The following is a 23294-nucleotide window of genomic DNA, read 5'->3' on the forward strand; positions in this document are numbered from 1 at the left end:
CGTGGTCGATGTCGAGAAGCGCCTTAACGCCTGTTTCATCGCGCATCACCCAGGCGGTCGAATCCCGCACGCCCTTCACAGGGGTGTAGCCGCTGGCCTGCAAGCCCATCCGCAGGCCAACCTGCGATGAAAGTTTCAGCGCCATGGCGTCAGCCCTCGATGGTCGCAACGGTTGCCGTCGCCGCCGTCACGCGCCGCACCCGGTAGGGCGGCACGAAACCGGCCGGAACATCCACGAAGGCCAGCGTCACCGCATCGGCGTTGCCATACGGCACCACGGTGATATTGCCAGCCGTAAGGCAGACGACGCCCTTTACCGTTGCGGGGAGATCGGTATTGCCCGGCGTCACGGGTGCGCCGATTGTGCCCAGCGAGTCGGGTGTGGTGGAAAAGCTTGCGTAAGCGTCGGCCATGGGAAGTCCCTCTCGGCTGTGTCATGTGTGAAAAATTCAGTTGCCGTGGCGGGCGCATTCAGCCCGCGTCCAGATGTCCGCGCCACAGATGCCGACCACCGTGCGGTCAATCCGCCGTTGATCGTCCGGCGTGGCGCCTTTTGTGCCGATGAGATCAGTTCCCACCACCCGGCGCAGGCCCGCGACACTTGCCGGCGCCGAAGTCCCACAGGCCGTCATGGCAAGCATCGAAATCGCTGCGAGCGCGATCGGAAGAATTGCCGGCTTCATTGTCCTGCCTTTCTATTGAGTTGCGGGCCCCTTCACCGCCGGCATGGTAGATCCAAGTGACGGCTGCCATGATGGCGGAGACGATGAGGAAGATGGTCACCATTCGAATGGTGGATGTCATCGGCGGCTGCCCTCTTGAAAAGCCTGAACGCCCTTCCGCTCACCCCGCTGCGCGATGTAATAGGCGCCGGCCGCGATAGCGACCAGAACGCCGAACTTTGCCCAGCCAGGCACATCCCCAACGTATTCCGAGAAGTCGCTGAGATGGCCTCGGGCCGTTCCAAGCTGGGATGCGATGCCGTCGAAGATCGCTCCCGCAGCCGACGCCAAGCCGGCGATCATGGCACCGATCTTGATCCGCCAATTCGATTGCACCTCTGGAACGCTGCTACGCACTTCTGTTGGCGTGGCGTTCTCCCGCGGGAGATTGCGGCCCAGAATGTCCGGCAGCGCGATCAGGAAGGCGTCATCGATCACGTCATTGATCGGCTGAATGTCGTTCTCATTCTTGGCCGCAAGGATCGCCGTGCGCGTCAGCTTGCCGAGCTTGCCGTCAGGGCTACCAACCTCGGAATATCCCTTTGCGCGCAAAGTTTCCTGAACGATACGGACGGTGATGGCGTCGGTGCGCCCCTTGGGCGCGGCAGTTTCGGCCACCGGAGCCGGAGGCGCGCGGTCAGGCACAGTTCCTGCATATCCACCAGCGACAAGCGCTACCTCGAACGCCTGTGCTTGCTTGGCGATCTTCGCGCCGTTGGTCTTGCCGTCGGCGTTGATGATTGCGCGCATAGGGCCGTAGCTCGAAAAGTCCGAAAGCTTCTTGCCGGTGAAGAGACCCTTGGTCATGCCATCAAAGGTGATCCGGATCGCCACGCCGATCTTGAGGGCTTCGTCAGGGTTTCCCGCGATGTCGAACTTTCCATAGTTCTCCCGCCCGGTGATCTGCGGCAGTCCACGCCCCCTGAATTCCCATCCGTCATTCGGCAGCTTGTTGCCCAGCCGGCCACCATAGACCTCGTTCGCGAGCGCCTGGGGATTATTGGCGAAGGGCTTGGCGCTGGCGAGCGTCTGGAAGCGGTCGGGCCACACTTCCGTGAGGCGCTTTGCCGAGTAGCGAAGGTTTTCCTCCACCGGCTGCATCTTGGCACCCGTCTCGTGATAAACGGTCGCGAGAATATAGGCGAGATGCTTAAGCGGAGTGCCCCGGCGCTCGGACTCATCAAGGATAGCCTCGATGCCTTGCACCTGCGCCGCGCTGAGGCTGGTCCCGAAGACGCCAGACGTGCGGGAGCGCAAGCTCGCGAAGAAAGCGGCCTTGTCCATGTCATTCTCCTGATGGTGAGAGAAAGAAATTTTAGCGCGTGACGCACATCGTCAGGCGTGTGATTTCGTGCTTAAAGTTCGGCGTCGATGAGGTATTGGCGACCGGATACGCGCACTGCGCCAGCCGAAGACGACGCAATTATCAGTCGTGCGGTATCTGTAGTGATGGAGTCTGTCGTTATGCCGGTGGCGTTGGACAAAGAGCCACCATTGTTCGTTATATTTGGCGTGGCTCTCTTGGTGACATTCCATTTGAGAGTGTCGATGATATTCGACCCGGCGTTTGTCCCTTCGCTGTGCCAATAGATACTTTCATAATAGCGCTGGCAGCGCACCAAGTCCTCTGGAAGGCTGCGCGTGGAAAAGTCACTCACAAACCCACGCTCGAATTGCGGCAGGGAAAGAGTGCCGCTATTCCATTCCACAGTCACATTGGACGATCCATTGCATGTCGCTGACACAGCACCAGAAGCACCATAGGAACCGCCATTTATGCGCCCTTGCGCCGTGCCACTCCAGGAAAGATACCATGTGCCGGAACGCCCGGCGAAAGCATTGGCTTCGATAACCTGTTGAAGTGAGCCAGATGAAATCGTGAACGTCGTGACGCCATTGCTCGTTGCGAAGGTGTAGGTGCATCCAGATGCTCCCGCCTTGAAACGGTCATGACCATAGGCCCCGGCGGCAAGCGTGACCGTGCCGGATACTCCCCGCTGATTTACAGCACCCAGCGCGTTGATGATGACATTGCGATCTCCAGGTAACAGACCGGCTCCAATGGCAGTCCGCGCCTGCGCTGCCGTCAAAAATTTGACAGCCTTGCCGGTTGTGCCATCGGCAGCAGCAATAGCTCCATCCGTCGAACTGGATGGACCAACAACATCGCCTGTTCCCGCGCCGTCAGCCCCCTTGGCGGCAATCAGTGACCAATATGTATTTGATGTTGTCGGTAGCGTTGGAGGAGCGTTGCCGGTTGTAGCCTGAAGAGCAACGAACGACGAGCCATTATAGAGAACATTGTCGTTCTCCTCATAGGCAGTACCTGCGCTGTACGTCCCCCGCGGAGTGAGGGCGCCAACCGGCCCTGCTGGCCCTGCTGGCCCGGTCCCGTAGGCAAACGGGCCGACCCAGTCACCACTTGTTGCGGAAAGCTTGACGTACAGTTCAGGGCTTTCACCGTCGATGACGAGATACGCAAAACCCTTGGGCTGCGTATCGAAAACGTCTCGTCCAGAGAAAGTGCCAGCCTGATCGTATTTAAACAGCGTTCCTTGCCGCATTTCTGAAAGTAGGTAGGCGAGATTCTGACTATTGGTATCCAGCGTCTTCAGATAAGCCGTGTCACGCTGGATGCGATAGGCGTAAGTGCCGGTCGTGCCTGTCCATTGCAGTTCTGCCGTGATCTGTGTTTCGCTGTTCACCGTTGCGATCGGCAAAACGTTGCCTGGGGCCTGCACGAAGATGTTGCCGCCGGTAATCAGCGCCGTCTGCCAGGCCGTGCCAGTGCCGGTCACCGTGGCGCTGCCATTGGTGAGCGTGACCGTTCCGGTGGAATAATAAGATGTGGTCATTCCATGTCCTAACGCTTGAAGGCTTTGGCGATAAGCGTTGCGCCCCTGATCGTGCCAGGCTGGCCGCCGCCGTTGCATGAAAATCTGTAGGTCGTCGATGACCGAGTGCTAGGCGGGATGTGTATCGCTGCAGCAGCAACAGCGCCGTATGATCCGCCATTGCCGACAGACCATGACTTCAGCGTTACGCCATCCGTTACGGATGACAAAGATGCCGAACCTTGCAGCGAATCCGGAGTGCCCCCGAGAAACGCGACGGCAGTAACATTCAATTCGACAGCAACAGAATCTGTGCCGTGAGTTATCGTTACGTCTAGCGTGTAGTTTGTTGGAGACGTTGGCAGAATTTCACTCGCGCCCCCTTCCACATAGGCAACAGCGGAAATCGCCCCGGGTGCAATATTGCTTGTCTCGACAATCAGGTTTCCGATCACCGCGTCTCCAATGTCAGCCCATTGGATGCGCACACCCTGCAGCGTCAGGACGCCAGATTCATAGACCAGCGGCAGAGTATATGCGCTGCCATCCGTGACTACGAACTGGTCTACCAGCACGGCAAACCGTGTCTTCTGCACGCCTCCCGTGGTGTAAAGCTCCAGAAATAAGCCGCTCTCCTTGTAGGAATCGGCACTCGTCGCCCGAATGAGAACCGAGAAGCGCGCATCGACGCCGGCCTGATTGGCCGCAAGGGCAAATGTCACCCTGCCCTGCACTGTGGAATCGCCAACGGACGCCGTCAGCGTTTCAAGAGCTTCCACAGCCGCCGCCGTTTCGCCGGCAACAACGGAAATCTCTTCCAGATATTCAGCGCGGGAATCGCCCAATTGCGCGACAAGCTGGCGCCTGGAAATCTCGCTGGCAGCGTTGGCAAGCTGCGTATCCGTCAACAGCCTCTCAAGCAATGTCCGCGTATCATCGAGATCGGCAAAGCCCTGCCGGAAAACTGCCTTCACATCGTCTTGGATGTTGGAAAGATAAACCTCGATATCGGAATTGCCGCCATCGAGCGCCGTCACTTCGATCTCATCAGACCAGTTCGTCAGGCGGCCCGGCGCCACCAGAATATGGCGGAACACGAAATCCTGAAGGCTCATGATGCCTTCCTGCACGAACCCGATGTTTTCCCGCGCCGTAACACGCTTGGAAAAGACGTTTTCCGGCGCATCCGCCAGCCACCACTGGAAATCGATAGCCGTCACCGTCGCGTCCGCGATCGATGCCCAGGACATGCGAAACGCCGGTATGGTCAGGCCGTTGCTCGCAACGGAAAGCACCGGGATCACCGCCCAATCCTGCAACTCGGAAAGATAGACAGGCTGCCCGTTCGGGACCGGAACCACAGGCGCAATCACGCCAGCGCCGGCATAGATCGAGCCATCACGCTCCTGCAACGAAAGCGACACATTGCGCGGCCCGTCGCTGGTCAGCGCTCGAATGGAACGGCTGGTGACGGCAAAAGTCCGCGTGCCATAGCGTGCGCTCTGCCATTCGACCCAATCACCGATCTTGATGTCCTGAAAGTATGGACGCAGGACAACGGATGCCGTCGCCTCAAACCTGTTTTCGTTGAAATAGATCGAGGCCAGCTGGTTCGCCTGCCGCTTGCTCGACACCATGTCGAAGTTGACCTGGAAATCGCGCGTGCGCCGGTCAAGTCCAACGTAAGTGGCGCTGGTCTGCGTATCATAGCCTGCAGGGCTCCACAGGTTGGATGGCTCTGGATAGGTGCCGCCAACGCTGTTGACAAGCTCCGCCATGGATCGGCGCCGCTGATACGTCACCGCCTCACCTGTCACCAGGTCGTTATCCGTGAATGTCGCAACGATGGGCTGGTCCGTGCCGATGATCGGCCAGGAGCCGTCAACGCCATCGACCACGATACCGCCGCAGGATGTCATCAGCGCATCGATGTTGTCGCCATGTTCCACGTCCGCATCGAGCAGGATTGAGCAGCGATAACGCGCCTCATAGCTTGCAACTTCCGCGTCCGGATCGATGAGCACGGATTCGTCACAGATGTTTGCCGCCGTCGCATATTGCGCAACTGGCAAATCCTCCGGCTCCATACCCATGCCAAGGAACAGATCATCGTTCCAGGAAAAGCCGCGCCGGTAGTTGTAATCCATCACGATCGGATTTTCGGAAAACTCATGCGTCGAGTAATTGCCCCAGCGATGACTACCGCTCCCACCCGCCGTTGAATCCTTGCGCACGTCATAAAGCCGCGCGCCGCGGATCTCGAAAAAGAAGTCAGGAAAGGTCGAATTTTTGTCCTGATTGTAGGTCATGGAGACAATCAGGTAGCAGATGCCGGACCCAAGATGGGCCGATGTCCAGCGACCGGAAGGATTGGAATTTGCAATCAGCGCCGCATCGGCCGCCGTCTGCGTGCCGTTGTAGAAGGTAAACCGGATCAGCCCGGCATAATCGCTATCGTAGACGTTGTAGACCTGCTTGACCGAATTGCTTTCCGCCGTCACCAGCTCAAGAGACAGCAGTGAGCCGCCCGCCCAGATCCGCGATAGTCCGTCGCATGGATAGTCCGACAGGACATAGATCTGTTGCAGCTCCTTGTTCGAGGAACCATAGGTGTTCACATAGCAGTCATGGCCAGCGAGCCCCACGAGGCCGCAGGCGACCTTGCGCGAAACGTTCTCGCCATACTCCCGGTCGAACTGCACACCGGATGCGGTTTTTGTGTCCTTCTTGGCAAACCTCTGCGCAATTTTGCCAACAACGAAATTCAGGCCAATGGCAAGCACAGCCTTGCCGATAATGCCAAGCCCACCGATTGCCGTGCCGATGGCGCCAATAGCGCCGACGATCGCAGAAATAAAGGGCATCGCCTAAACCTTGTAAGCGCGCGAAACTGCCGTGATCGGCAGGATCTGGAGATCGTATCCGGTGGTGACTTCCACCCGTTTGCGCCCGACGCGCTCAACGCGGCCATAGATCGTGCGCACCGCAAATCCCGTGGACACGTAGACGCCGCAAGAAACGGCACCATCGCGCTCGATCACACCCACATCACCGCGTTGCGCCAGCAGCGTGCCGATGGGCTGGCCAAGCGCCTCCACCAGCGCCTCCTCCACCGTCTCCCGGTATCCATGCTTGCGAAACAGCTTGTAGCCCGCTGCCTCGCTGGCATAACCGGCCAGATGCGGCAGGATGCGCTCACCCCGCACCGCTTCGATTGCATCCATGGTCATCACCCAGCAATCGGATGTGCCCCATGCGCCGGGCATGGCCTGGTGCTTCGCCACAACCGCGTTGAGGCGCTTTTCCCATTCGGGATGGCGGTTCATGTCAGCTGCCTATGAAATTGGTGGAGCCGGCAGACCGAAGCCTGCCCCAGAAGACTTCAACGCGCCCGGCGCCGCCCGCATATTGAAGGAACTTGTCGCCTTCGGATCGCCGCTGCTGATCTGCCACCGAACGAACACGCCCGTTCTTGCGGCTGTAATCGAGATTGCGCTGCTCGCACTTCGCCTCGATCACATAGCCGCGTTCCGTATCGATCCGATGCTCGATGACATCGAGATAGCCGCGCGCTACGGTTTCCACCTGCAAGAGCGCGCCGGTATCCGGATGAAAATGCGCATCCATCACCCGCACCGGCCGGTCACGGTAATCCTCATCCTCGATCTGTAAAAGCACATCCGGCGTCAGCCCGTCGTCAGGGCTTTCCGCCAGCAGAAGGGTAAAAGACCCATCGGCCGAGGTGCCGCTACCACCGCCAAGGTCAGATACCTCGATCAGCCCGAACGGCTTGTATTCCACGCCAGAATAGGTGAGCGGTTCCGCCCGCGCGATGAACCCGTAGGTGCCGGACCCGAATGTAAACCGGATCATCTGCCGCGTGGAAATGCGCCCCGCATCGTAAAGGGCTTTGACTTCGGAAGAGAGCGCCATTTACTGCCCCTCCACAAGGCTGAAGGATACGATCGTATGACGCCCAGATCGACTAATTGAGAAGCTCTCTGGAACTGGTCGCATCACCAGGGCAGGTCGCGCAAACCGCACCACCGCGCCGGCAGCAGATACCGTATCAAACGGCAAAGGCTCGACAGTCAGCGAGCGCGACGTTCCAGAGCCGGAAATCTCTGTGAGGCGCCCGACATAATATCGACCGGACCGCTCAAGGCCGATCCTGTCGCCGACGACAAGCGAAAGAGCGGAATCGACACTGTTGACTGAAAGAACATTACCAGACGCGATCGAGACGAGATTTCCCGCGTCATCCGCCGGGCCATGGTTTGCGACATGGTTTTTCGGATAGCAGAACCATGGATGCCGGAAAAGAACGCGCTGCAAACCGCCGCGCAGCGAAAGCCACCATGCCTCCACCTCGGCATATTGTGACGCAACGAGCGGCCGCGTCACAAGCGAGGCGACCCAGGCCGGATCACTAATCTGCGTGTAGTTGATCAGCCTGGCGCCGGATTGCGAAGCTTTCACCGGATCCGACAAAGTGAAGTCTGCCGTAGTGTAGCCCACATCGGGGATCTCGCGGGGGAATGATATCGTCATCAGATCAACCGGCGCTTTTGGGCATCCTTGACGGTCTTGACCATCTGTGATGGTAGTTCCGCACGCATCACAGCCAGATCCTTTCTAAGGGCCGCCACCTCTGCTTTGTCGGCACCCTGCGCATTGAGAACAGGGGAGAAGTTCAGCGAAAACCCCTGGTCGGAGCGGACGGAAATGCCATCCATCCGGGGAAGCGTCGGCGCAGAGCCAACCAGCCCACCATTTGCATAGCCTTGCAGCTTGCGCAGCGTGCCGATGCCAAGCCGCCGTGTCGTCTCGGCATCCATGACGTACTCGCCCTTATGAACGATGCCGGCCGGCTCATACTTCCCACCAGCACCCGTGTAGCCGCCGCCTGAAAAGAGTCCGGTTATCTGGCCTGATGCAGCCCTTGCCCATTGTGTTCCGCCACCAAAGGCACCGCCAAAAATGGAGCTAAGGATGCCACCGCCCGCCCCATTGATCTTGAATATGCTGTTCAGCACATCGTTGATCAGTGCATCACCAATCTTCTTAAGCGAGCTGACAAGAACATCAGCAGCAGCGGCGCCTTCGGTAAAACCGTCGATGATACCGCGCGTCACATCCTTTGCCGTGTCGAGCGCGGCTTGTGCCTTGTCGCGAATCTCTTCCTGCTTTTCGGCAAGAATTCCACTGGCGACGGAAGCAGATGCATAAGTCGCAGCCAAGTTGCTGATTTCTTTTTCAAGCTCCGGCGTGACCTTCTGGCCGGATTCCATGGCCGCTGTCAAAAGCGCCTGCCGCGCCGACGCATATTCCAGCGCATAGCCGTAATCGTTGACCAGCGGATTTACCCGTGACATCGCATCGGTTTCCGCATTGATGGCTGCCGTCCTCTCCTGGATCTGCGCCACTTCACGCTGATATTCCGATTTCTTTGCTTTTGCGGTTTTTGTGCCGTCCGGCGACTTGAAATCTTTCAGCGAAACCGGCTTCACCGAATTGTCTGGGGCCGCCGGAACACGCGCTGTTTTCGTGGCAGTCACAGCACCGCTCTCGCCACCAAGAACGCTTTTCTTGATTGCTTCGGCAGTCATATCGCCGGCTTTTTTGATCTCCCCCTCGAATGCCTGGTTGATACGATCCGTAATTCCGGCAGTCGAGGTTATAGTCAGGCCGCCGCCGAAAAAGCTTTTGGAGGCTCCTTCGCCGGGCAGCATGTTTACGATATCGCGGCCGATGCCGTTAAATCCGGAGATTTCTCCCAGGCGGGACAGAAACGAAGTCGCTGCAAGATTTGCTTCCGTTAGACCGGACGCAGCTTTCTGTATCTCCGTTATCAGATTGTCCCAATTGATGCCGTTGATGAATTTTGAAACGCGGTCGATCTCGTTGCCGAATGTCTCGCCAGCCTTAGCGGACTTGTTGAATTCACGCGCAGCATTTACCAGGGATGTCTGAAGATTCGTCATCCGCTGATCGATCGTCAGAACAGCGCCGGCAGCCTTTGCCTCCAGTGTCGGCGCCCCAGCTTCGAATGCTCGGAAAAATGCTTCGGACGAAACCTTGCCATCAACCACAAGCTTTTTTAGTTTCGATACAGAGCCAGAAGCCTCTTCAAGTCCAGCAGCGGCGGCCTGCACAATGGTTGGCGCCCCTTCCAGCACAGAGTTGAACTCTTCGGCCTGCACCTTTCCGCTTCCGAGCGCCTGGCCGAGCTGGAGAAGCGCACCACTTGCAGTTTGCGCATCAGTGCCGGCTACCCGCAGGGCAAGCGCAACATTATCGGTAAATCTCAAGAGATCGGCAGTCGAAACTCCAAGTTCCGTCTGCGCTTGCGCCGCTTTCCCGTAGAGCGTCGCCAGTGTCTCGATTGGAGCTGCATTTTTGACGGCAGATTCGAATAGAGACTGGTAAACCTTTTCCAGCTCTGCGCCGGAGAGCCCCGCAACCTTCAGCGAGTTGTCAACCCGCGTGGCGGCATCCGACAGCTCACGAAACCCCTGAACGCCGCCAATCAGCGCAAAAGCCTTGGCAGCGCTGGACGCCAACCCCTGGTACGACCTGGCAATTGACGCATTCATTTTCTTGAAACGCGCTTCAATCGCCCGCGCGCGGGTGTTACTTGTGCCTTGCGCTTTAGCAAGTGCTTTTTCATATTTGTTGATATTGGCGTCCAGCTGCACCACAAGACGCTCAAGATCAGTTGCACCGGCCATCGGGTCGTTACCTCGGGGGAGTAAAATGGGAATTCAGAAAAAGCGAATGTTTTGCGAAGAAGAAGTTCGCATGGTGCTGGCTGAAAGGCAGACACCAAACCACATCTTGCATTTGCTGCTATCCGTGGTCACAGCAGGCTTTTGGCTGCCGATCTGGTTTTTGGTGGCACTCTTGGGAAGCGGTTCCTACAAGTGCCCATCATGCGGCGCCAGGGCGCTTGGATACGTGCCCAAGAAGTACAAGCAACAGATGATCAAGGCGCCTAACCCGTAGTCTGCATCCATCGCCAGACATCATCAATTTCGGCCGCGGACATTTTCCCATCATCAGGAGCATGCGCCTTGATGTACCCTTCCACGGCAGCCTGAAACTGCCAGACTGACATGGCGCGCACCTGTTGCGGTGAGTAGCCTAAGGCCGCTCCGGTTCCGTAGATGGCGCCAAATCGGATTTTGCCATTGGGGAGCGTGTCGATGGGCTCACCCTCTTCCGTTTTGACGCCTTTTTCTCCCCCAGGCGCTCCTCCGGCGCACCGACGAGACCAGCTTCCAAAATGGCACGCGCATAAGGTATGCTTTCCAGCGGAGGCCGCTGTTCGACATAAAAGCGGACCTTCCGGTAAGCCTCGTCTGGTGTCATGCCGCCACCAATGAGCCCGATGCGTATAATGTTGGAAACGTCCTGTACGCGCCATTCCCCGGAATGCAGGCGCTGCAGGATGACATATGGACCCGCATCCGTTTTTTCCTGCAACTCCTCAAGTTCGCCCCAGCCGAGGCGAAACTTGAATTGCCCATCAGCCCAGATGAGCGTGATTGCCGCATCGCGGCTCATGCAAAGGTATCGGTGCGGACCAGGGCACCGTCGCTCTGCATCGAGATCGAAAGCGTGACACGGCCGCCCTGCTCTGCGCCGATTTCGATAGTTTCAATATGCATTGCGCCGGTCCAGGTCACCGTACCGCTCGAAAATTCGATCTCCACCTTGACCGGCACAGAGTCGGTGGACTCGTAAGCATCGAGCCATGTCGGAACAGCTGCTGCCGCCAGCACGCCCTGCCCGGAGATCGAAGCGGTGATGCTTTCCACGTCGCGGCCGAGCACAATCGGCGCGTCAGGGTCCGCGCAGTCGGGAAGCGAGACTTCCGACAAGGATTTTCCGAGTGTCAGTGATTTTGACGTAAAGCCGCAAGGTGCAGCATAGACGATCGGATCAGCATCATTTCCGAGAAGAACCCGGAATTTTCCGAAACGAGCAGTGACGGGAGGCGCCATGGTAGATCTCCTTCATGGGGCTTAAGTGGATGGAATGAAAAGTCCAGATCAACCGCCAGCCGCAACTTCCTTGGCGGCTTTGGTAATGGCTCGAGAAACACGGTTTTTGACCTGGCGGCGGTTTGCCCGGTAGCTCACATAAAAGAACGGTTGCGCTGGAATGGCCGGGATCGTTGCGCCCGCAAACAATCCGCCGGCCGTATGGGCCGCCGTTCCAAACTCAACCCATCGCGCCCAGAAGGCATCTGAATTTCCGGCATAGATCGTGATGGTGAGCGCACCACCCTTTGTCTGTACCTTGCCGATTGTCAGCGCGCCTTTCGGGGCGCGCCCATATGTCCAGCCAATGCTGTCACGCAGGGCGCCGGTATCTTCCGGCACAAGCGATTTTGCGAGCGCGACAATTTCGTCGGCGCCCTGTTCCATCGCCTCGCGGATACGCGCCTTTGCAGCAGCTGGCAGGCGCTTTAATTTTCGCTCTAGCCTGTGCAGGTTCTTGATGGACGATGCCACGGCTCAATCTGCCTCTTCCACAAAGGCAAGCACCTGAATAACGCCGTGCTGCTGGCTCGGATCGGGGTCATCAATCACGCGGGAAAGCCGCACCGAAAGGCTGGCAAGTGCACAAGATTCTAGCGTAAGCTCTTGCTCATGCAGCGCCGCGCGGACCTCTGAAATGATATCATCAACGCTCCAACGGTTTGGATTGCGTGACCAGATATCGATCTGCACCGTAAATTCTTGCCCGATAATACAATCAGAATCGTCTGATGTTCCGACAAAAGGCCCACGGCTGATATACGCTTGGTTACCCCCCCAAGGACTGGAAGGGGCTTTGTCATAAATGCCATCCACCAGAGCGACCAACTGCGCATTTGCGAGCATCGCATTGTAAAGTGCTTTCCAAAGCTCCTTGCCAGCACTCATGGCGCTACACCGGTTTGGGCTTCCAGATAAACCCAGGCCCGATCCGTTACCGCATCGACAATCTTGACGGCATATATCTCGCCTGTCTCAACGTCTCGCATGCGCCAATTTGACTTGATCTGCCGCGTTTGTGGCGAAGAACGCACGTAAACTCCGAGTAGGTTCCGGCCTTCAAGCCGCGCAGCAATAACCGCCTCAGATCCGCCCTTAGAACGGAAAGCCGCCCGGACGCGAAACTGCTCGACAAACTGCGCCTCTTCATTGCCAAGCCCATCGGATACGATTTGGCGAGCGTCAAAAGCAACACTGTGGCGGAGATTGCCTGCACCAAGTTTACGCGCCATCTTGGTCTCTCACTCTGCAGTTTTTTGCCGCTACTGCCTTACCTTGGGAAATTGCAGCTTCGGCACATGCTCTCTTGACGGTGTATTCACGGCCAGCCTTGTAGTCGATTGTCACCTGCGGCATCGGCTTGAAGGAGAAATCCGATGTGAACTTGACACGCATCAGAGCCCCACGCGGCGATGCTTGAACAAAAGACCATCAAGATTGACAGAAGACGGAAGATCAAGCGTAGTTGCGCCGATCACATTGTTCTCGCGGTTTTCGTACCACGCGCCGATCAGCAGCTTGACCGCATGGATGATATCCGCCGGCACGTCGCTTGCCGCATCGCCGTAACCGCAGACCATATCGACGCGGATGGCATCAGACCGGCTGTAAAGCGATGGGGATGCAAAGCTGTCATCCCATTCCAGCATGCTCCCGCGCGCGCCCTCGATCAGCCGGTATCGTTCGGCCGCCAGCGTGCGCAGCACATTGTCTGCATCGTAATATTGCACTGCCACGCTCTGCACATCGGGAAATGGCAGCGCCAGATAATAAGCGGGCCAGTTCGCCCACTCCGCCCGCCACGTCTGCGTGATCAGCGCCCGGCCCATGATGCCGGAATGCCCATCCAAATGCCCTTCGGCCGCCAGCACATACCCATCGATCAGCCCATCATCCGCAGTGCCATCCACCCGCAAATGCAGCTTTGCATCGGCAAGCGACAAGAGGCGCGTGGCGGGCGGCGTGATGAGACGGGGGCGAAGCATGGCATTCCTCTTGGATGAAGACCGGCGGCCTTGCGCCGCCGGCCATAGGCCGCGTCAGGCCTGGTCAGCCTGTGGGTTGCTGAAGCCGTTTCCGAGAAGCGCGGAAGCGGCAATCGGCGTCCCCGAGCCATGCGTGCCGGAAAAGTCGGCCAGCAGCTTCAGATACCGCTTGTTGCCCTTGTAGCCGAAACGATAGACCGCCGCCGCCGCATGCGCCGATGTCAGCGCCTTGATGATGCCGCCCGAACCGACGCTGGCAAGCCCCAGCATGTCGGCAAGCGTGACCGCCGTATAGGTGCTGTCGTCATCGGAATGCGTCAGAACGAATTCGATCTTGTTGGTTCCGGAAAACGTGATGCCGCCAACCCCGATATCGAGCAGGATTTCGGCGGAATCGTAGCCCTGCAGATCGATGGCCGCCGGCGTATTGTCGGCAGAAAGCACGGCGCAGCCGATGGCCACGGTACGCTTCACTTTCGAATGAAGATCCTTCATGGGATCGTTCCTTTCAGATGGAGAACGAAAAGAGGAGGTCGGCCAGATTGTGCATCTGGCCGAGATCAGCAAAAGCGCGAAAACGCAATTTCGTCAGGTCGAGATCTTCAGGAGCTTGATCGCTTCGAAGTTCGTGACGCCGCCGCCGACACGCTTGGTGGTGTAAAAACCGATCTTCGGCTTGTTCGTGTAGGGATCGCGCAGAACACGAACGCCGGTACGATCAGCCACCATGTAGCCACGGCGGAAATCACCGAATGCAACCGGGAAAGCATTGGCGCCGACTGCCGACATGTTGTCGTCGGTGTAGACGGGCTTGCCGAGAATGGTGGCAATTTCGGAAGCTGTGGTCGGAGGAGCCCAGAGATAGTTGCCCTGGCCGTCCTTCATCTTGCGCACGGTGCCCATGGTCGGATCCGACATCAGCCACGACGCATTTGCGCGGTAGCCTGCTTTCAGGGCGTAATTGAGGTCAATCAGGGCATCGGCCGGCGAAGTGGACGCAAAGGCAGATGCGGCGCCGGAAACCACGAAGCCCAGCTTCCCCCAGGTCCAGGAGCCATTGGCGACCGTATCGTAGGTGAGAAGACCGCGCGGCTTCTTCACGCCATTGCCGGAAATGAAGGCGGCGCCTTCAAGTTCGGCAAAGGTTATCTGCACTTCGTCGGCAAGCCAGGCCGCGATATCGACAATGCCGTCATCGAGCATCTTCTGCGTGGTGAACGGATTGGCGTACATTTCCATGACGGTGATGACGATGTCGCGCAGGGTCGGCGTGTTGGTTTCCGGTCGCGCCTCTTCCTCGCCCACCCAGCCGGCATTGGCGCCGCCCATGCTGACGAACTTCTGGTATGTGTCCGTACCGATCGGCATGACATTGGCGATCTGGCGCATCACGGAAACGGTGCCAAGAACGCGGTCAATGGTGGTCTCCACCTGCTTGGGCACCAGGAAGCCCCCATCCGGATCGCTCTGCGTCGTGAGCCCTGCCTTGACTTCCATGTCGGCCAGGCCGGCATCGGCGCCCTTGCGAAACCACTTTTCGAAAGCGCCAGCATGCGCCTTCTGTTCGCCGGTCACGCCGTCGCCATCGGCTGCACCGCCGATCTGCATGGCGGCAATGATGGCGTTACAATCGGCAAGCGCCTTTTCCAGACGGCCGACTTCGCCGTTGATACGATCAACCTTTTCGGTAGTCACGACATCGGCAAACTTGGCCTTGATGCCTTTCAGTTCCTCTTCGTGGGAGGCCTTGAAGGCCTCCACGGTGCGCTTCAGTTCTTCGAAAATGGCAGTCTGGCCGGAGGCATCCGCGCGGGGAACGCTCATCACGCCGCGCGCGCGGCTGTTGAGAACAGGCATGACGGTCATTGCCATCTGCGTTCCGATCACATGCGGATCATGAAACATGGAGGCGGCCGCCGCAACGTCGGCATGGCCGAGGAAGGAAAAGGCCACCATCGCGCAGCCGAAGATGAGCGCGATGCACAGGAAAGATTTCAGTTTCATCGGTGAGTTCCTTTACACCTTGAATGTTTCGATCAGCTGCCGAATGGCAGCGTCGGGCACGCCTGCATCGCGCTTGGCGTCGGGAGTTGCATCGCGCTTGGCTCCCATGATTTCGGAAAGAAGATCCTGGCGCTGCGACCGGCTGATGCCCGCCTTTGCAAGCGCCGCCTCGACCTGTCGCCGAGCCTTGACAGGATTGTCGGATACAGCGCCCGAGGCCATTGCCTTCAGATCGCTGTCGATACGATCGGCAAAGCCTGCGGCAACCGCGTCGGTCGGAGAAAGCCATGTCTCCGCATTGAGCAGCTTGACGATATCCTTGCGGCTGCTGGTCGTGCGCGCCTCATAGATATCCGTCATCGCGCTGTCGAAGCCTTCGAACAGTTTGGCAGCATCCGCCAGATCATGGCGATTGCCGATGACCATGCCCCAGGCATTGTGCACCATCATGAACGTGCCAAGACCCATCACGATTTCATCGCCAGCCATGGCAATGATGGAAGCGGCGCTCGCCGCATATCCCATCACATTCACGGTCACCTTGCCCTTGTGAGCGCGCAACAGGTTGTAAATGGCAAGGCCTTCGAACAGATCTCCGCCGGGGCTGTTGACCTGCACCACCACGTCGCGCTCGCCGATCGAGCGCAAGGCCGCTGCGGTTCGCTTTGCCGTGAAGCCGCCGCCCGACCAATAGTCCTCGCCGATCACATCGAAGACGGTAATCACATTGTCGCCGCTGCCTTCTGCCGCCATCGGCCCATTGGCCCAGCGGGACAAGACATCGCTTGGCGCGTCCCACTGCAGCCCCTTCGGCTTGTCCAGCGCCTTGACTTCAGGCAGTTTGCGCAGCGACATTTGATGCTCCTGTGTTTGCCGGTGCAAGCTGTGAGGCGGCGCCACCCGCTTGCGGGTAATCTTCGAGAAGTCGGATTTCGTCCTGCGTCATCCAGGGTTTGCCGCCGCCAGACCCAAGAGCCCGCGAAAAATATTCCGCCTGATCTTTTTTCGACCCGCGCAATAGAGCGCCATCGTTGAATTTTGGCTGGTACTCGGCCATTTCTTCCGGCGTCATCAAGTCGCGGGCAACGGCCTGCTCCCAGTTCACGAACTGAGGCGCCAGCCCATAGGATATGAAGAAAAGCCCCAGTTGCTCGATCCCTGAGCCCCAGCTTGTTTCATCCATCATCAGCAACGGCCGCGGCGTTCCAAAAATCCGGGAAATCTCTTCCGCCTGCCATGCCATGTTTTCAATATGGGAGTTGTCGCCCAGGTTTTGCTCGAATGGCTGCGCCTTCAGCCCATTTTCAAGCAGCATCCATTTTCCGGAATTGTCCTTGCCGGAATAGGCGGCCATCGATTCTTTCAAAAACGCGCGCGCTTCCGGCGAAAGCTTGTTATCGGTGCTGATCTGCCCGCCGAGCTGCATGTTGTTGTCGAACAGGCGTTGCGCCGCCTGCCGCAACGTCGCCGACATCAGCACAGCATCCCGCGCCTGGTCGATTTTCGACTGGCCGGAAATTCCGTTCTCCATATCGAGATCCCGGACCGCCAGAACATCCTTCTGCTGAAGAACGCTTTGCACGCCGTTCGGGCTGGTCAGCTGATAGGAGATTGACCAGTCTGCATTCTGTTTTGGCTCGACGCGAAACTTGTTGAGCGGCTGAAGCTGGATGATGCGCCCGGCGGACCTTACGATCTGCGCGTAAGCTGCGCCGCGCTTCAGAAGCGAAACCATCATCAGGCGCTTGAATTCGTAAGGCGTCTGCCAATTGTTTGGCTTTCCGGCAAGGATCGCGTAGAGCGGATGATCTTTCGCCTTTCCTTTCCCGTCATCGCGGTACATCAGCTGCAAAGGCAGCATGGCAATGCACTCGCAATGCAGACGCACCGCCCTGTTTACTGCGCCGTTCCGCATCACATCGCCCTGCGATGCCCCATGAAGAGCGGAGCGGATCTCCTCCAGCAGACGCGGATCATCGGCAGAGTAGCGGCGTCCACCATCTGCGCTCTGTGTCGCCATGGATTGCGGGCGCAAGGTAAGCACGCTGCCAAGGCCCTTAAGCCAGTTCATCCGAGTACCTCGATCCCCTGCTCGTCATAGACGAAGCTATTGTCTTCTGCGGCAAGAGCCAGCCCAACACCCATGACCGCAGCCGCAATGCCATCGATCTTGTCGTTTGAGTTTTTCTTGTCAGGCACGTAATTCAGGTTCACGTCGAAGCGAACGCAGCAATGCGCGGCCATCCACGCAAGAACTGGGTGCCCGCCATGCTCGATCTTTTCAGCAAACACCAACCGTTCGAATTCCTTGGTGGGCGCCCCGAGCGTCTGATGGCCTTGACGCATTTCAATCTGCAGCTCTTCGTTCATGCCGTCGCGCTGCAGATCCTGCTGAAGCTTTCGCGCATTCCACGGGTCAAAGCCCCAGGCCTGCACGTCGAATTCCTCGCAGGCGTCCTCGATTGCCTTTTGCACGAAGCTCTGATCGACACTGTCACCGGGCGTGGTGTAAAGCGCACCATCGCGAACCCAAGCGTGCCAGTTTACGCGCTTGTCATTCTGAGACCGCTCATCCAGCGTTGCCTCTGGTACCCAGAACATCGGGATAAACACCCAGCGGTCATGGTCATCATCAGGAGGCAGCGTGATCACCAGCGCCGTAATGTCCCGCGTCGATGACACGTCGCAGGAAAGATAGGCCCTGCGACCCGCGTGCATCTTGCGAAGGTCTTTCCATGAGGTGACTCCGTCTGTGCAGGCCGCCCATTTGGAGCGCGGCAGCCAGCCGGAAATCATATCCACCCACTGATTGAGGTGGTAGCACCGGAAGCGGGCTTCCTGCGGCGGCTTGCCCTTCGCCTTCTTGAACTCTGTCCGCAAAAAATCCAGCGTCGGTGTCAGGCCGAGAGACGGGTTTGCCTTGCGCCACACCGCCTCGTCAGTCCAATCATCCTCTTCTTCAAGCCCGAAATGCACCACAAGCGTTGTGGTGTCATCGGCTTCGCCGCGCATGATCTCGCAGCTTTCTTCATACCATTCGTAGCCGGTGCGATCCTGTTTACGCCCTGCTGTTGAGGCGTAAAGTTCAATGGGCTGGAGACGGGCACCCGAGGATTGCCGCAGCGTGTCCGCCAGTTCCCGTGTCTTCCATTCGTGGATTTCGTCACCCACCGTCACGGTGGCAGAACGTCCATGCTTGCCGTCCGGCGAACCTGTCAGAAGCTGGCAACTGCTGCTGGTCTCGCTGAGATAGATCGACTTGTCGAAAATGGCGATACGAACGTTGCCCTTCTCATCCTCCAGCAGCCCATTGGCCTGGCGGATAATGTCCTTCATCTTCTCGAATGGCACGCGGCCCTGATCTTCGTTGCGGGCAAACACGTAGCCTTCGGCGCCTTGAAGCTTTTCCAGAACGAAGAACAGCACGGCCAGCGCTGCGAGAAATTCTGATTTCCCGTTCTTGCGGGGGATCCATAGATCCAGCCGGCGGAACACGCGCACATGCTCGACGGCAGGCTTATGCGTCCACGGGTCTATGACATCGATTGGCTTTTTCCAGCCAACCAGCAGGCGAACCGTAATTTCCTGCCACAACACCAGCCGGAAAGGGGCGCCCTTGAAGCGGTCATTCGTCAGCCGGAAGATCTTTGGCCAACGATTGACGACAAGGTCAGCCTTGCGCTCATCGAACCACGAACCCTCGACAGAGGCTGCGCGATCCCAGGCCGATACGGCCCATGCGTAAACCGGGTCGTCTGCCACCGCCTGCAGCCAGTCCGGATAAGGCTTGGCCAGCGGGTAAGGCGCGGCCATGGGGCTTCCTTCAGTTTCGCAACGTGCCCGGCGGCGGGCTGTCGGTGTCGTTCATCAGGCCGATAGGGTCGGCATAGTCGTCTTTATGCGCTTCGTTTTGCTTCGATCCGGGATGCGGAACGCCGGGGAATAGGTTGCCTTGGCTGCTATTGAAGCTTTCGACGCGCAACAGGTCTTGATCGCGGGCTGGGGTGAAGCCAAATTCGGCCTCCAGGAGGCGAAGCGACGTTTCGGCCTTGCCCATGAAATCGATATTCGGATGCGTGCGGATGACGGTTTCGCCGTCACCCTTCTTGACCTTGATCGCGGCACCACCACGCGGCAGATCCTTGCGAAGCTGCTCGCCCGCTGACAGGAAGAACTGCATCCACATGCAGTAGCGCGTGAGCGCCTGGCGATATCCGGGTCTGCGCCGCCCGGCCACCTTCAGCACGTCAGACTGCTGGCGCCAGATCTCGATGGCCTTGGCGTAATAGGTGGGCGCCTTGCGAAACTCTGCCGGAAGCGGAAACGGATCATCGCTTGTCGCAGGAAGGGCCGCAGCAGCTTCCGCCGCTGCCTCGATTTCCTTTTCAACCAGGCTGCGCCGCCGGCCGGGAAACCCTTTGGCCGCTTGCGTCAGCGGATCATCCTTGCGCCGTCCCATATCCGTTCATTCCATTCACGAGTGCCGCCTGCACAAAACCTGTCCCCAAAAAAAAATTACCGCCCAAAATACCGCGCCCACTTTTTGCAATTGAGACCGCCGGTCTTCTTTCGGGGGGTTGGGGACTTTTTACCGGGGGGTGGGGGTGGCGGTTTCGGGGGTCATGCCCCTCGCGATCTCGACCGCGACCGGGCTATCCAGCCTCAGATCGGCCAATGTCGCGCGCCCCGTCTCGTACATCCGTTCGAGCCTTTGCTTGACGCTGTCGTGATGCCACTTGCAGCATGGCTGCCACATCGAGGTATCCCAGAACTTGTCAGGATCTCCATGGTGCGGGTCAACGTGGTCAACGATGACCGCCGCCTTGGTTACCCCTTCCGCAAGGCAGCCGATGCACAATGGATGGGAATGCAGGTATGTCAGCCGCGCCTTTGCCCAGCGATGGTTATAGCCGCGTTCCGACGCGTTGCCCCGCCACCTGTCAGCGCTTGCCTTCTGTTCCTTGCGACTTGGCGCTCCTAATGGTCTGAACTGCTTTGCCTTGCGCATACTCTTAGACACACAAAAGCCCGGCTCATCACCGGGCTCTGTCGTCTCGTCCTATCAGGCATAGCTTGCGCACTGGCCTTGAATCGGTGCCCGTATCGGGCTGTCAAGGCTGGGGCTGACCGGCGTACCGACCTCGGGATTTCTCCCCGCTGTTTAGGCGTTTTCAGAGGCTCACTTCAGGATCATCAGCGCGTCCATGGCTGCTATTGCTGTCACAGCTTTTCGCAGATTGCAAGAGGCACCGTGACATGCGTCTCACGCCCGAACACCTCAAGGCTCACCACCACGTCACCCTTGCCATCGGAGCGGCAGGAAACCACCTCGCCATCGAACCCGGTAAACGGTCCATCGAACAGCTTCACCCTGTCTCCCCGCCGAAAAACCTTGCCGGTCGGCTTCTCCCAATCATAGACGCCTGCCTCTGCCAAGTCCTTGAAGCGTTTAACCTCTTGCGCGGTTATGGCCATCGGGCGCTCATATCCCCCAACCAGCGAAATGAAGTGGTCAAGGCAACGCAAACCGGCCAGCACAACCCCATCAACCGGCATATGCACCAGCACATAACCATGGATGACCGGCATCATGACGCCCGGAATTACCCGGTGACGACGCCGCAAATCCGGCCCCTTGCGCATCGGCACAAGCGCCTCAATGCCGATATCCGTCAGCTGGTTTTCCACAGCCTGTTCGCGTCCGCTGGCCACCCTTGCGGCAAACCACCGCATGTGAACGCCCGAATCGCAGCATCCGCGCAAGCGCTTCAGCCGTTCCCGGCGATCTTGATCCGTGTCGCGGGCAATACCGATTGGCAGTCCCGTGAGTGCTTTATGCTGCATCATCATTACCCCTGCCCTCGCTCATGTTGCGCTGAAACTCAGCAATCGCGTCCTCCGGCTCACCCGCCGGGAAATAGAGCCATTCGTGCGCCGTCTTGGGCAGCCACGGCCATCCTTGGCGGGCGTGCAGCGCGCGCCAGCGTTCCGCCTTGTCGCTGTCGCAGTGCACCCGCTCGAAGCCCTCAGACAGCGCCACAAGACCGGGAGAAACAGTCACCGGCTTAAGCTCGTGCAGCGTGTTCACCTTCGGCCAGCCATATTTCGCCCGCCGCTCCAGATCGACAGCCTTTGCCGCCTCTGTCCCGCGCTGCACCTCCATCCGCTGGAAAGCGGTCAGCGGTGGAAATGCGGTTGCCATCGGCTTCAAAAGCTCGGAAATCCGAAGCGCCATCCAGGCGCGGCTGAAGGGGTTGTAGGTCGCAACAGGCGGTGCCTCGTCGGGCGCATCCCGCCAATGCCGCTGCTTGAGGAACACGGCGCCCGCCATCAGGTCGGCAGGCTTGGCCCAGCGAAGATAGGCCGGCGTCTTGGCAATGCACTCGGCCCGTTCTTCGTCGGAAAGCGCAAACCAGCTGTTGCGGGCAAAATCCACATCGCCCTTTTTCCAGCTGGAGAACCACAGCACGAACTCCCGCTCAATCCTCTTTCGATCAACCCGCTTCAAGCCTCCCTCTTCCGGGGCGCGGTCACGCGCACCCGCTTTGAGGTTGATTACAGGTTCTATTACAGGTTTAGAGGACTCTGGTGTCCGGTTCAAAACGACAGAAATGTCCGGTTCAAACGTGCAATTTTGTCCGGTTGAAGCCCCATTTTCTGAACCGGACAAATTGCCCGGTTCAAATTCGCCTGCACCGCTCACAAAGCCCGTTTCGAAGGCAAGCGCATATCTGTTGTTTTTCCGGTACTTGCCTTCCCTCTGCTCAGACCAATTCACAAGACCCTTGGCCTTCAAAGACAGCAAATTCCGGCGCACCGAGCGTTCATCGATCTCGCAGGCTTCCGCGAGATATTCCTGGCTCGGAAAGCACCCTTCCACAGGGTTGTGGCAGTCCGCCAGATGCCACAGCACCCGCGCCTCTGCGCAGGATATGCCGCGCACCGTCACGGCCCACATGGTCGCCTTATGGCTCATGCCGCCACCTTCTCTTCCTGCACCGCCAGGTGGCCGCAATTGGCCGCCACAAGGGCTTTCGCCACCGGTGGGCACACGCTGTTGCCAACGCAGCTGACCTGCACGGATTTGGAGAACGGCACCCACAGCGGCCCGCCATCGTGGCCGGCGCGCGCCGTGTCGAAATAACCGTCGATCTTGTAGTCGGTCGGGAAACCCTGAAGGTTGAACAGCTCGCGCGGAGTCAGCATCCGCATGCCGATATCGACCACCACGAAGGTCACGCCGTCCACATCAAGCGTCACGAACTCGCGTTCATCCCAAACGCCATGGGCGCGCAGGAATTCCGCCACCTGCCGCGCACGGCCCGCCTGCGCTTCGGTGAAGGGCGGCACGCTGACGGTTGCAGCAACATGCCCGAACCGGTCCCGCGTCGTCACGGTGCGGCATGGCTCATCCTCTCTCCCACCGTCACCCTGCCCGTAATAGGATTGCAGGTAGGGCATCACCATCTGGCTCTTGCCCTGCCCGTCCGCCATGATGGTGGCCGAAGGCTCATCCACGCCATGACCGGTCGAGGTGCCAAACTGCCGCGCCACATAAGCGGACACGAGCTGCTGCTGGCTGCCGGACTGGGTAATGGTCGAGGCCGCCTCGTCGAGCGGCCTTCCCGGGTTCACGCCACCGATGCGCCGGCTGTCGTTGTTCGCCTGCGCCATGAACCCGCAGAACACGGCGTTCTGGTCCTT

Annotated in this window: 26 protein-coding genes; 1 reads left to right on the forward strand and 25 read right to left on the reverse strand. The window is 58.8% G+C overall.

Annotation, left to right across the window (positions count from 1 at the left end; translation table 11 throughout):
• Positions 1 to 149: 149 nt before the first annotated feature.
• From ACEXP3_RS24040 to ACEXP3_RS24080, 9 genes are all read right to left on the reverse strand, one after another.
• Entirely contained in the window at positions 150 to 413 is a 264-nt protein-coding gene (locus ACEXP3_RS24040) for a spike base protein, RCAP_Rcc01079 family (protein WP_377299712.1), read from the reverse strand.
• A 36-nt stretch (positions 414 to 449) separates the two neighbouring features.
• A complete protein-coding gene (locus tag ACEXP3_RS24045; RefSeq protein WP_377299713.1) occupies positions 450 to 683 on the reverse strand; it encodes a hypothetical protein in 234 nt (77 codons plus the stop codon).
• Positions 684 to 800: 117 nt separating this feature from the next.
• Entirely contained in the window at positions 801 to 2006 is a 1206-nt protein-coding gene (locus tag ACEXP3_RS24050) for a hypothetical protein (RefSeq protein ID WP_377299714.1), read from the reverse strand.
• Positions 2007 to 2077: 71 nt separating this feature from the next.
• A complete protein-coding gene (locus tag ACEXP3_RS24055; RefSeq protein WP_377299715.1) occupies positions 2078 to 3577 on the reverse strand; it encodes a hypothetical protein in 1500 nt (499 codons plus the stop codon).
• An 8-nt stretch (positions 3578 to 3585) separates the two neighbouring features.
• The gene (locus ACEXP3_RS24060) at positions 3586 to 5865 is read right to left on the reverse strand and encodes a phage tail tip fiber protein (RefSeq protein WP_377299716.1); all 2280 of its coding nucleotides are present in this window, start codon (positions 5863 to 5865) and stop codon (positions 3586 to 3588) included.
• Between the two features lie 558 nt (positions 5866 to 6423).
• Positions 6424 to 6882: a DUF6950 family protein gene (locus ACEXP3_RS24065; protein ID WP_377299717.1), complete on the reverse strand. Its 459-nt coding sequence runs from the start codon at positions 6880 to 6882 to the stop codon at positions 6424 to 6426.
• Between the two features lies 1 nt (position 6883).
• Positions 6884 to 7489 carry a DUF2163 domain-containing protein gene (locus ACEXP3_RS24070; RefSeq protein ID WP_377299718.1) on the reverse strand — a complete coding sequence of 202 codons (606 nt, stop codon included), beginning with the start codon at positions 7487 to 7489 and terminating at the stop codon, positions 6884 to 6886.
• Positions 7490 to 8107, reverse strand: a complete 618-nt coding sequence (locus ACEXP3_RS24075; protein WP_377299719.1) for a hypothetical protein — start codon at positions 8105 to 8107, stop codon at positions 7490 to 7492. It lies immediately after the preceding gene.
• Positions 8107 to 10287 (reverse strand): tape measure protein, encoded by a 2181-nt coding sequence (locus tag ACEXP3_RS24080; protein ID WP_377299720.1) that lies wholly within the window; start codon positions 10285 to 10287, stop codon positions 8107 to 8109. Before ACEXP3_RS24080 ends, ACEXP3_RS24075 begins: the two co-directional genes overlap by 1 nt.
• Positions 10288 to 10312: 25 nt before the next feature.
• On the opposite strand from ACEXP3_RS24080, the gene ACEXP3_RS24085 reads away from it, so the two are divergent.
• Positions 10313 to 10561, forward strand: a complete 249-nt coding sequence (locus ACEXP3_RS24085) for a hypothetical protein (RefSeq protein WP_377299721.1) — start codon at positions 10313 to 10315, stop codon at positions 10559 to 10561.
• 138 nt (positions 10562 to 10699) lie between these two features.
• Here ACEXP3_RS24085 and ACEXP3_RS24090 read toward each other — a convergent pair whose 3' ends face one another.
• The 16 genes from ACEXP3_RS24090 to ACEXP3_RS24165 all read right to left on the reverse strand — a co-directional run.
• A complete protein-coding gene (locus tag ACEXP3_RS24090; RefSeq protein ID WP_377299722.1) occupies positions 10700 to 11122 on the reverse strand; it encodes a gene transfer agent family protein in 423 nt (140 codons plus the stop codon).
• Positions 11119 to 11562: a phage tail tube protein gene (locus ACEXP3_RS24095; protein WP_377299723.1), complete on the reverse strand. Its 444-nt coding sequence runs from the start codon at positions 11560 to 11562 to the stop codon at positions 11119 to 11121. The genes ACEXP3_RS24090 and ACEXP3_RS24095 overlap by 4 nt, the downstream gene beginning before the upstream one ends.
• 48 nt (positions 11563 to 11610) lie before the next feature.
• Entirely contained in the window at positions 11611 to 12075 is a 465-nt protein-coding gene (locus ACEXP3_RS24100; RefSeq protein ID WP_377299724.1) for an HK97-gp10 family putative phage morphogenesis protein, read from the reverse strand.
• A gap of 3 nt (positions 12076 to 12078) precedes the next feature.
• The gene (locus ACEXP3_RS24105; protein WP_377299725.1) at positions 12079 to 12489 is read right to left on the reverse strand and encodes a DUF3168 domain-containing protein; all 411 of its coding nucleotides are present in this window, start codon (positions 12487 to 12489) and stop codon (positions 12079 to 12081) included.
• Positions 12486 to 12833 (reverse strand): phage head completion protein, encoded by a 348-nt coding sequence (locus tag ACEXP3_RS24110; protein ID WP_377299726.1) that lies wholly within the window; start codon positions 12831 to 12833, stop codon positions 12486 to 12488. The genes ACEXP3_RS24105 and ACEXP3_RS24110 overlap by 4 nt, the downstream gene beginning before the upstream one ends.
• Before the next feature lie 162 nt (positions 12834 to 12995).
• Positions 12996 to 13586 (reverse strand): head-tail connector protein, encoded by a 591-nt coding sequence (locus ACEXP3_RS24115; protein WP_377299727.1) that lies wholly within the window; start codon positions 13584 to 13586, stop codon positions 12996 to 12998.
• Positions 13587 to 13640: 54 nt separating this feature from the next.
• Positions 13641 to 14081 (reverse strand): hypothetical protein, encoded by a 441-nt coding sequence (locus ACEXP3_RS24120; RefSeq protein WP_377299728.1) that lies wholly within the window; start codon positions 14079 to 14081, stop codon positions 13641 to 13643.
• A 93-nt stretch (positions 14082 to 14174) separates the two neighbouring features.
• On the reverse strand, positions 14175 to 15590 hold the full coding sequence (locus ACEXP3_RS24125; protein WP_377299729.1) for a phage major capsid protein: 1416 nt from the start codon (positions 15588 to 15590) through the stop codon (positions 14175 to 14177).
• Positions 15591 to 15602: 12 nt separating this feature from the next.
• Complete coding sequence (locus ACEXP3_RS24130; protein ID WP_377299730.1) at positions 15603 to 16445, reverse strand: head maturation protease, ClpP-related; 843 nt, start codon at positions 16443 to 16445, stop codon at positions 15603 to 15605.
• A complete protein-coding gene (locus tag ACEXP3_RS24135; protein ID WP_377299731.1) occupies positions 16423 to 17625 on the reverse strand; it encodes a phage portal protein in 1203 nt (400 codons plus the stop codon). The genes ACEXP3_RS24130 and ACEXP3_RS24135 overlap by 23 nt, the downstream gene beginning before the upstream one ends.
• A gap of 32 nt (positions 17626 to 17657) precedes the next feature.
• On the reverse strand, positions 17658 to 19403 hold the full coding sequence (locus tag ACEXP3_RS24140) for a terminase large subunit (RefSeq protein ID WP_377299732.1): 1746 nt from the start codon (positions 19401 to 19403) through the stop codon (positions 17658 to 17660).
• A gap of 10 nt (positions 19404 to 19413) precedes the next feature.
• Positions 19414 to 20049, reverse strand: coding sequence for a P27 family phage terminase small subunit (locus tag ACEXP3_RS24145; protein WP_377299733.1), 636 nt, complete (start codon positions 20047 to 20049; stop codon positions 19414 to 19416).
• A 129-nt stretch (positions 20050 to 20178) separates the two neighbouring features.
• On the reverse strand, positions 20179 to 20598 hold the full coding sequence (locus ACEXP3_RS24150; protein ID WP_377299734.1) for an HNH endonuclease: 420 nt from the start codon (positions 20596 to 20598) through the stop codon (positions 20179 to 20181).
• Positions 20599 to 20810: 212 nt separating this feature from the next.
• Complete coding sequence (gene nusG / locus ACEXP3_RS24155; RefSeq protein ID WP_377299735.1) at positions 20811 to 21434, reverse strand: transcription termination/antitermination protein NusG; 624 nt, start codon at positions 21432 to 21434, stop codon at positions 20811 to 20813.
• Complete coding sequence (locus ACEXP3_RS24160; protein WP_377299736.1) at positions 21424 to 22548, reverse strand: helix-turn-helix domain-containing protein; 1125 nt, start codon at positions 22546 to 22548, stop codon at positions 21424 to 21426. The genes nusG and ACEXP3_RS24160 overlap by 11 nt, the downstream gene beginning before the upstream one ends.
• Before the next feature lie 14 nt (positions 22549 to 22562).
• On the reverse strand, positions 22563 to 23294 hold a 732-nt coding region (locus tag ACEXP3_RS24165), incomplete at its 5' end, for a DNA cytosine methyltransferase (RefSeq protein ID WP_377299737.1).

This window comes from Neorhizobium fuzhouense, from assembly GCF_042611105.1.
Lineage (GTDB): Bacteria > Pseudomonadota > Alphaproteobacteria > Rhizobiales > Rhizobiaceae > Neorhizobium > Neorhizobium galegae_A.

Coding starts and splice junctions, on each gene's coding strand:
- ACEXP3_RS24040 (WP_377299712.1), bottom strand. CDS start 413: ATGGCCGACGCTTACGCAAGCTTTTCCACCACACCCGACTCGCTGGGC.
- ACEXP3_RS24045 (WP_377299713.1), bottom strand. CDS start 683: ATGAAGCCGGCAATTCTTCCGATCGCGCTCGCAGCGATTTCGATGCTT.
- ACEXP3_RS24050 (WP_377299714.1), bottom strand. CDS start 2,006: ATGGACAAGGCCGCTTTCTTCGCGAGCTTGCGCTCCCGCACGTCTGGC.
- ACEXP3_RS24055 (WP_377299715.1), bottom strand. CDS start 3,577: ATGACCACATCTTATTATTCCACCGGAACGGTCACGCTCACCAATGGC.
- ACEXP3_RS24060 (WP_377299716.1), bottom strand. CDS start 5,865: ATGACCTACAATCAGGACAAAAATTCGACCTTTCCTGACTTCTTTTTC.
- ACEXP3_RS24065 (WP_377299717.1), bottom strand. CDS start 6,882: ATGAACCGCCATCCCGAATGGGAAAAGCGCCTCAACGCGGTTGTGGCG.
- ACEXP3_RS24070 (WP_377299718.1), bottom strand. CDS start 7,489: ATGGCGCTCTCTTCCGAAGTCAAAGCCCTTTACGATGCGGGGCGCATT.
- ACEXP3_RS24075 (WP_377299719.1), bottom strand. CDS start 8,107: ATGACGATATCATTCCCCCGCGAGATCCCCGATGTGGGCTACACTACG.
- ACEXP3_RS24080 (WP_377299720.1), bottom strand. CDS start 10,287: ATGGCCGGTGCAACTGATCTTGAGCGTCTTGTGGTGCAGCTGGACGCC.
- ACEXP3_RS24085 (WP_377299721.1), top strand. CDS start 10,313: ATGGGAATTCAGAAAAAGCGAATGTTTTGCGAAGAAGAAGTTCGCATG.
- ACEXP3_RS24090 (WP_377299722.1), bottom strand. CDS start 11,122: ATGAGCCGCGATGCGGCAATCACGCTCATCTGGGCTGATGGGCAATTC.
- ACEXP3_RS24095 (WP_377299723.1), bottom strand. CDS start 11,562: ATGGCGCCTCCCGTCACTGCTCGTTTCGGAAAATTCCGGGTTCTTCTC.
- ACEXP3_RS24105 (WP_377299725.1), bottom strand. CDS start 12,489: ATGAGTGCTGGCAAGGAGCTTTGGAAAGCACTTTACAATGCGATGCTC.
- ACEXP3_RS24110 (WP_377299726.1), bottom strand. CDS start 12,833: ATGGCGCGTAAACTTGGTGCAGGCAATCTCCGCCACAGTGTTGCTTTT.
- ACEXP3_RS24115 (WP_377299727.1), bottom strand. CDS start 13,586: ATGCTTCGCCCCCGTCTCATCACGCCGCCCGCCACGCGCCTCTTGTCG.
- ACEXP3_RS24120 (WP_377299728.1), bottom strand. CDS start 14,081: ATGAAGGATCTTCATTCGAAAGTGAAGCGTACCGTGGCCATCGGCTGC.
- ACEXP3_RS24125 (WP_377299729.1), bottom strand. CDS start 15,590: ATGAAACTGAAATCTTTCCTGTGCATCGCGCTCATCTTCGGCTGCGCG.
- ACEXP3_RS24130 (WP_377299730.1), bottom strand. CDS start 16,445: ATGTCGCTGCGCAAACTGCCTGAAGTCAAGGCGCTGGACAAGCCGAAG.
- ACEXP3_RS24140 (WP_377299732.1), bottom strand. CDS start 19,403: ATGGCCGCGCCTTACCCGCTGGCCAAGCCTTATCCGGACTGGCTGCAG.
- ACEXP3_RS24145 (WP_377299733.1), bottom strand. CDS start 20,049: ATGGGACGGCGCAAGGATGATCCGCTGACGCAAGCGGCCAAAGGGTTT.
- ACEXP3_RS24150 (WP_377299734.1), bottom strand. CDS start 20,598: ATGCGCAAGGCAAAGCAGTTCAGACCATTAGGAGCGCCAAGTCGCAAG.
- nusG (WP_377299735.1), bottom strand. CDS start 21,434: ATGCAGCATAAAGCACTCACGGGACTGCCAATCGGTATTGCCCGCGAC.
- ACEXP3_RS24160 (WP_377299736.1), bottom strand. CDS start 22,548: ATGTGGGCCGTGACGGTGCGCGGCATATCCTGCGCAGAGGCGCGGGTG.